This window comes from Paraburkholderia sp. SECH2 (assembly GCF_030464795.1).
GTDB lineage: Bacteria > Pseudomonadota > Gammaproteobacteria > Burkholderiales > Burkholderiaceae > Paraburkholderia > Paraburkholderia aspalathi.
Map to the genome: position 1 here is coordinate 76,218 of NZ_JALPRH010000032.1, position 7,377 is coordinate 83,594.

The 7,377-nt window shown below is 62.5% G+C and carries 5 protein-coding genes; 1 reads left to right on the forward strand and 4 read right to left on the reverse strand.

Annotation, left to right across the window (positions count from 1 at the left end; translation table 11 throughout):
* Positions 1-160: 160 nt before the first annotated feature.
* The 4 genes from M0D66_RS33665 to M0D66_RS33680 form a co-directional block, all read right to left on the reverse strand.
* The gene (locus tag M0D66_RS33665) at positions 161-1,672 is read right to left on the reverse strand and encodes an aspartate/glutamate racemase family protein (RefSeq protein ID WP_266212608.1); all 1,512 of its coding nucleotides are present in this window, start codon (positions 1,670-1,672) and stop codon (positions 161-163) included.
* A 222-nt stretch (positions 1,673-1,894) separates the two neighbouring features.
* The gene (locus tag M0D66_RS33670) at positions 1,895-3,208 is read right to left on the reverse strand and encodes an MFS transporter (RefSeq protein ID WP_093647154.1); all 1,314 of its coding nucleotides are present in this window, start codon (positions 3,206-3,208) and stop codon (positions 1,895-1,897) included.
* Positions 3,209-3,284: 76 nt separating this feature from the next.
* Positions 3,285-4,496: a CaiB/BaiF CoA-transferase family protein gene (locus tag M0D66_RS33675; protein ID WP_200655205.1), complete on the reverse strand. Its 1,212-nt coding sequence runs from the start codon at positions 4,494-4,496 to the stop codon at positions 3,285-3,287.
* Complete coding sequence (locus tag M0D66_RS33680) at positions 4,493-6,259, reverse strand: acyl-CoA dehydrogenase family protein (RefSeq protein WP_200655204.1); 1,767 nt, start codon at positions 6,257-6,259, stop codon at positions 4,493-4,495. Before M0D66_RS33680 ends, M0D66_RS33675 begins: the two co-directional genes overlap by 4 nt.
* A gap of 109 nt (positions 6,260-6,368) precedes the next feature.
* Here M0D66_RS33680 and M0D66_RS33685 point away from each other — a divergent pair, with 109 nt between their 5' ends.
* Entirely contained in the window at positions 6,369-7,247 is an 879-nt protein-coding gene (locus M0D66_RS33685; protein ID WP_093647147.1) for a LysR family transcriptional regulator, read from the forward strand.
* Positions 7,248-7,377 lie beyond the last annotated feature (130 nt).

Sequence of the window (7,377 nt, forward strand, 5' to 3'; positions counted from 1 at the left end):
CGCCGAGGGCGCCCCGATCAGCCGACCAGCAAGCGATGTGCCGTTTCAGAGGAAACCATGCAGCCGTCAGGAAATGGCGGCGGAGGTGGGAAATACAAGGTTTCCGGCGCAGCTCAGCGCGGGGCGCGCGCCAGCCGGAACTAGCCGAAACCGGCCGGCCCTAGCCGAAGACGCTTTCCACGTCAAACCGGCCTGTCACCGGCGCCGCTGGTTCCGAAGCGGCCTGCGCCACTCCGCTTCCGCCCAGCGCGTAAGCCACGCAGCGTTTTGCCAGCACCTCGGTCGGATCGACAAGCCGCACCACCGACCCGTCCGGCCGCGTCAGCGTCGAACCGCGCAGCAGCAGCGGCAACTCGGTGCAGCCCAGCACGATGACCTGCACGCCTTGCGCGACCAGATCATCCACCGCAGCGGCGAGGTCGTCACAGCACTCACCCGACGTGTAGCCCGCCTTGGCGCCACTCGGCCCATAAACCGCGTTCATGAGCCGGGCCTGGGCGGCCGCGGCCGGCGCGATCTGCACGAAGCCGCATGCTTCGAGCGCCCTCTCGTAGACCCGGCTCGCCAGCGTGCCCGACGTAGCCAGCACGCCGACTTCGCGCAGGCTTGGGAAAGCCTCACGCAGATAATCGGCGGTACAGGTCAGCATATTGACGATCGGAATGGTCAATGCCGGCTGAATCCCTTCCACGAACGCATGCGCCGTATTGCACGGAATGGCGATGAGATCGGCGCCGCCCTCTTCGAGCGTCTTGCAGGCAGCGTAGAGCGCGAGTGTCGGATCGTCGCCGTTGCCGAGCAGCGCCTCAGTGCGATCCGGAATCTGCGGATTCTGCTCGACCATAACCTTGATGTGGTCCTGATCGCAGGCGGCCGGCGTGTTGCGCACCAGTTTCGCCATGAAATCGACAGTCGCCGCCGGGCCGACACCACCCAACACGCCCACCTTGAAACGCCGCTCCGGCTGCGCATAGTGCGCCGCTGCGACGTAGCGCGCGTAGACGAGATTGGTATCGACGAACGGCACTTCCAGCGTGCCGAGTGCGCGTGCCACCAACGGAATTTCTGCGAGCCCGGGAACGATGATCTCCGCACCTTGCGCAATGAGGTCCGCGCAAGCGGCGCGCAGCAACTCGACGGGCCGGCCGTACAGATGCCCGCATTTGATGCCCTCGTCGCCATACACTGCGCTCGTTACGCAATCGACGCCCGCTTCATCACGCGGATGCAGCACGTCGAATCGCGCACTGTCGAAATAGCGTTCGAAAAGGCCGTGGTGGCGGATCGTGCCGGAAGTTAGCACGCCGATACGGCGAACCGACGGAAAAGCCTGTCGCACGTGCGCCAAGAGCGCGGCCATGATGTTGGCGATCGGCGGCGCCACGTTGGCCGAGAGCTCGTCGATGAAGGTATGGCTGAGGAAGCACGGCAAGACGATCGCGTCGACACCGCGCTTCTCGAAGGCGCGAATCGTGTCGAACACGTGGATCTTGAAGGGCGCGCTCGCGGCGCCTGGCGTTGCCGGTCCTTGCCACGAATGCTGCTCGAGGACGAAGTCGAACGGCTTGGCCGCGCCGGGCCGGCGCCAGGCCGCGGTCATCCTGCTCAATACGTCGACGCTTGCGAGCGGCGACGCGCCAGTCACCACACCCAGCGAACGATGACGATACATGATGGCTTTCCCCTGTCGTTTTTTCAGTTCGCCTTGATATTAGGATGCTTTCGGGGATTCAGGATGTTGTTAATCACGAAATAGCGGGTTTATGCCTGGCTGAGTCCTTACTGAAGGTTTTCCTGCGGTGACGCCTGTCCGCGTTTTGTAATGGATCGATTGGCGTTGCCCTAATTCGGGGGCATACGGACAAACAGGCGTCACACGGCGACGCACCTTAACCTAGGCGACTTCGACAACACCTCGCGCCGCGCCGCGCTTACGGCGCTCCAAGGTGCCGATGCAAATCAGCGAAACCCCTGCGAGGCAGCTATAAAACACGGCCAACGGCCACCATGCGCCCGGATATCGATGCGCGAGCAACGTCCCGATCAACGGCGTCAAGCCACCGGCCAATGCGGCGCACACCTGATAGGACAAAGAAATAGCGGAGTACCGGACTCTCACCGGGAATGCAGTCGACATAAAACCGGCCATCACCGCATAAGAACTCGACATGCACATCACCGCCAGCGCGATGCCGAACACAATCGCCACCGGCTGCCCGGTCGATACCAGCGCGAACATCGGATAAGGCGAAAGCATCGCCAACGCCGCTGCGCCCTTTAAAAACCTGCCGGTACCTATCCGTTGCGCAAACCATCCGGAACCCAGTTGCGTGAACAACTGAATGAAAGCCACCACAAACAGGCAATCGAGAATCAGCGAACGATCGAGTCCAAGCGTCTGCGTCGTGTAATTCAGCATGAACGTATTGACGAACCAGGCACCGGCCACGCCGATCACATTCGCACCGAGACACAACAACACCGTGCGCCATGCGTCGCGCACAACCTCGGCGACCGGCAACGTCGCCACGCGCCGTTGCGCTTTCAACGCCTTGAATTCGGGCGATTCATCGACTCCCGCGCGGATCAGCAAACCCACCACCAGCAACACCGCGCTGGCGAGAAACGGCAGACGCCAGCCCCAACTGAGAAACGCTTCCTTATCCATCGACGCCACCGCGCGAAACGCGAGCAGCGACAGGATCAATCCCGCCGGGCTACCGAGCTGCGCAAACGAGGCGAAGAAAGTGCGCCTGCCCTGTGGCGCGTGTTCGCTTGCCATCAGTACCGCGCCGCCCCACTCGCCACCGATCGCGATACCCTGCGCGACGCGCAGCAGCACCAGCAACACCGGCGCCCAAACGCCGGCGCTCGCATACGTCGGCAGGAAACCGATGCCGACCGTGCCGATGCCCATGATCGCGAGCGTCGCCACGAGCGCCTTCTTGCGGCCAATGCGATCGCCCAGGTGGCCGAACACGAGGCCACCGAACGGTCGCGCGAAAAAGCCCACCGCGAACGTGCCAAACGAAGCCAGCGTAGCGAAGAAAGGGTCGCTGCCGGGAAAGAACAGCTTGCCGAAAATCAGCGCGGATGCGGTGGCGTAGATATAAAAGTCGTACCACTCGATTGTGGTGCCTACAAATGCCGCTGCTGCGGCACGGTTGGGTTGCCGGCCTGCGGCGAGGTCGTCTGGCTCGCGATTCATGTGTTTCGTCTCCAAGGTCGTTCTTCTGGATAGCGCGGCTTCTGCGTGCCGTCACCGGAAAACTGCTTGCTTGCGGTCAGGCTTTGAGTACGCCCGCTTCGAGCAAACGCTGCTGGGTTGCAGCATCGATGCCGAGTGCGTCGAGTACATCGCGTGTGTCGCCGCCGAGCGTCGGCGGCGCACTGCGATAGGTGGCCGGCGTGCGCGACAATTTGATCGGCGACGCCGTGCCGCGATACTCGCCCATCTCGATCACCATGCCGCGATGTAGTGTGTGCGGATGGCGCGCGACGACGTCGACGGTTTGCACCGGCCCGCACGGCACGCCTGCATTGATCAATGCCTGAGCGAGCGGCTCGCAGTCGTGCGATGCGAGCAAATCTTCGAGCGCGGCCTTTAGCGGCTCGCGATGCGCGCAGCGGTTGCGGTTATCCAGGTAGCGGGGATCGTCCGCAAGTTCCGGCGCGCCAAGATGCGCACACAGCCGCGCGAACTGCCGGTCATTCCCGACGGCGAGAAAGATTGGCGCGGTCGCGGTCCGATAGCTGTCGTACGGCGTGATGTTCGGATGGGCATTGCCGCTGCGCTCGGGCGTGCGGCCCGAGCCGAAATAGTTCGGCAAATGCGGATGCAGGAGCGACACGCCGCAGTCGTACAGCGCGATATCGATCGATTGGCCATGCCCGCTTTTCGTGCGCTCGGCGAGCGCCAGCAGAATGCCGGCCAGCGCGTTCAAACCCGTCACCATATCCACGACCGGCAAGCCGACGCGCGTCGCTGGTCCGTCGCGCTCGCCGTTCACACTCATCAGGCCGGTCATCGCCTGAATCGCGGCGTCGTAGCCGGGCAAGCCGCCTAGCGGGCCGTCGGGACCGAAGCCCGATACCGCGCAATGAATCAGCTTCGGGAAGCGCTCGCGCAAATCGCGCTCGTAATCCATGCCCCAGCGCGCGAGCGTGCCGGGCTTGAAGTTTTCGACCAGCACGTCGGCGTCTTCGAGGAGTTTCCACAAAATGTCGCGGCCCTCGTTGCACGACAGATCGACCGCGATGCCCTGCTTGTTACGGTTCACGCCCGCGAAATACCACGCAGTGTCACCGTAAAACGGCGGCCCCCAGCCGCGCGTTTCATCTCCGCCAGGGGGCTCCAGTTTGATGACCTGAGCACCGTGATCGGCCAGCGCTTGCGTGCAGTACGGGCCGCCGAGCACGCGGCTGAGGTCGATGACTTTGATGCCTTGCAATGCGCCCTGCATTGCTTGCGTACCGTTGTTCACAAGTTCGGTCATTGCTCGCTCCCTGCCGGCAGCAGTTGCAATGCCTGGTCGAGCGTCACGCTACGGGTATTGACCAGTGCGTTGATGACGTCGTTTTCATCGGAAGGCGTCTGCACGTCGAGCGGATCGAACGGCAGCAGCTTGTGCCGCAACACCAGATGACTCAGCGCGAGACGCCTGAAATCCGGCGCGAGACGCACACCTTCGCAAGCCATGAGCACAGCCGTACTCGCGTGATACAGGGCCGTGCCCGCCTGCCGGACCGATTCATCGCGTCCGCACTCGGCGACGCTCGCAAGGGCATCGCAAGCGCGCGTCAAAGTAGAACGCAGCACCTTGAGACTCGCATCGGGCAGTCCTGCGGCACCGAGCATATCCTGCAGATATGTGCGCAGCGGTTCGAGCGCACCATCCCGTTTCGCTGCACGCGCGACATCGAGCGCGACGATGTTGCTGGTGCCTTCCCAGATCGAACCGAGATGCGCGTCGCGCACGAGACGCGCGTCGCTCCACTCCTCGATGTAGCCGGTGCCGCCGCGCACTTCCATCGCGTCACCGGTCACACGGCGAGCATCGCGGCACGCGCGGAATTTGATCAACGGCGTAAGGATGCGCACGCATTTCGCCGCCTGCCGATCGCCGGCGTCGGCCTTTTCCAGCAACAAGGCGATTTGCATGAACATCGAACGAGCCTGTTCCGCGGGCAGCGTCATCTTCAGCAACTGCCGCTGCATTAGCGGCATATCGATCAGCTTGCGGCCGAACGCTTCGCGATTGCGTGCGATGTGCAGCGCCTCGGTCAGCGCGCGGCGCATCAAGCCCGCCGCACGCACGCCGTTCGACAGACGCGACATGTTGATCATGTCGGCCATCTGGTGAAAGCCGCGCCCCACTTCGCCGATCAAATACGCCACGGCGCCTTCCAGCACGATCTCGCCGCTCGCCATCGAGCGGCTGCCGAGCTTGTCCTTCAGACGCACGATCCGATAGCTGTTGCGCGAGCCGTCCGGCAAAGTCTTCGGCAACAGGAACAGCCCAAGGCCGTTGATACCGGCAGGTGCGTTGTCCACGTGCGCGAGCACCATCGCGAGATCGGCGTCGGCGTTCGAGCAGAACCATTTGTCGCCGTAGAGGCGCCAGGCTTCTTCACCGTTCGCGCCGGTTTCGAGCGCGGCACGCGTCGCGATACGGGCAACGTCCGAGCCCGCCGCCTGTTCGGTCATGAACATCGCGCCCTGAAACAACGTGTCGAAATCACGTGAAGCCAGCATCGGCAGAAACCGCGCGACCAGTTCGGGCGCGCCGAATTTGCGCAGCGTACGCGTGAGCGAATCGGTCATGCTGACGGGACAGCACAGCCCGAATTCCGCCTGCACGAACAGGAATGTCAGTGCGTATTTGACCAGCGGCGGCGCTGCCTTTTTGCCATCGCGGGTGTCATGGCTCATCGACGCGAGCCCCAACTCCGCGTAGGCCACGCGTTCGAGCGCGACGTAATCGGGATGCTTGTCGATGCTTTGCAGCGCTTCGCCGCGCCGCGTGCGATGCCGCAATTGCGGCGGGTTCTTGTCGGCGGACAGCGCCCACACGTCGAGTTCGTCGGACACCCGCTGGCCTAGCGAAACGAGTTGGCTTTCGAGTTCCTGATATAGCGCGTCACCGAGATGCAGTTTGAGCAGACGGGCGAAGTCGGGGTCGCTGCTGAAGAGGTTGACGCCCCGGCTGTCGGGAATATTGGACGAGCCGTGTGCCGGCTGCGCGGTGATTTCGCTCATGCTTGTCTCCTTTGTGGAAGGAGCATAGAAGCGGCTTCGATAATCGTCTAATACAACTTATATCCGGTACGATAGATACAGCTTATCGATCACAGAACCGGAGACTGCCGTGGACCTGAAGCAATTGCGCTATTTCGTGGCGGTCGCCGAGGAATTGCATTTCGGCCGCGCGGCGAAGCGGCTGTTCATTTCGCAGCCGGCGCTCAGTTTCGACATCCGCAAGTTCGAGGAACAGTTAGGGGTGCAACTGCTCGCGCGCACCAACAAGACGGTCGCGCTGACGAACGCGGGGCAGGTGCTGCTTGGCGAGGCGCGCCGCTTGCTGCTGCAGGCGGGCGAAGCCGAACGCATCACGGTCCGATCTGCGCACGGGTTAGCTGGCCGCTTGCGGATCGGCTTTGTGAACTCGATGTTGTATCGCGGGATGCCGCAGGCGGTGAGCCGCTTCGAGGCTGACTATCCGGGCGTCGAAATCGTGCTGAAGGAGATGAACACCAGCGAACAGGTGCATGCGATCCAGCGGATGCAGATCGACATGGGCTGCGCGCATTGGGGGAATTTTCCGTCGGATGTGCTTTCGACGCCGATTTTTTCGGAGCCGTTTTTGTGTTGCTTACCGATTGATCATCCGCTGGCGCGAAAGCGCAAGGTCGATCTGCGGGCGTTGGCGCAGGAGCCGTTTATTCTGTTTCCGCGCACGGTGTCGCCGCATTATCACGATCTGATTATTGCGCAGTGCGTGGGGGCTGGGTTTAGTCCGTTGATTCGCCACGAGGCGCGGTTGTGGCAGACCGTTGTGACGATGGTCGGGTTTGGGATGGGGGTGGCGTTGGTGCCTTTTACCTTACGGCAGGTGCAGGATCCGAGGGTTTGCTTTTTGCCCTTGCAGGGGGAGACGCTGCTGTCGCAGGTTTTGCTTTTGCGGAGAGGGGGCGATTCGGAGCCTGTCGCGGAGCGGTTTGTTGAGTATCTTAAAGATGGGAAGTGAGGGTTTTTTTGTTGCCTTCGCGGCGCTTTTGTCAGTGTTCTTAGGGCTTTGGGCTTTCCTTGTTCTGGCTTTCGTGCCTTTCCTTGAATTGTTAGTGGTCTATTAGTGTTGCCCCTGTGCGGGGCGGCAC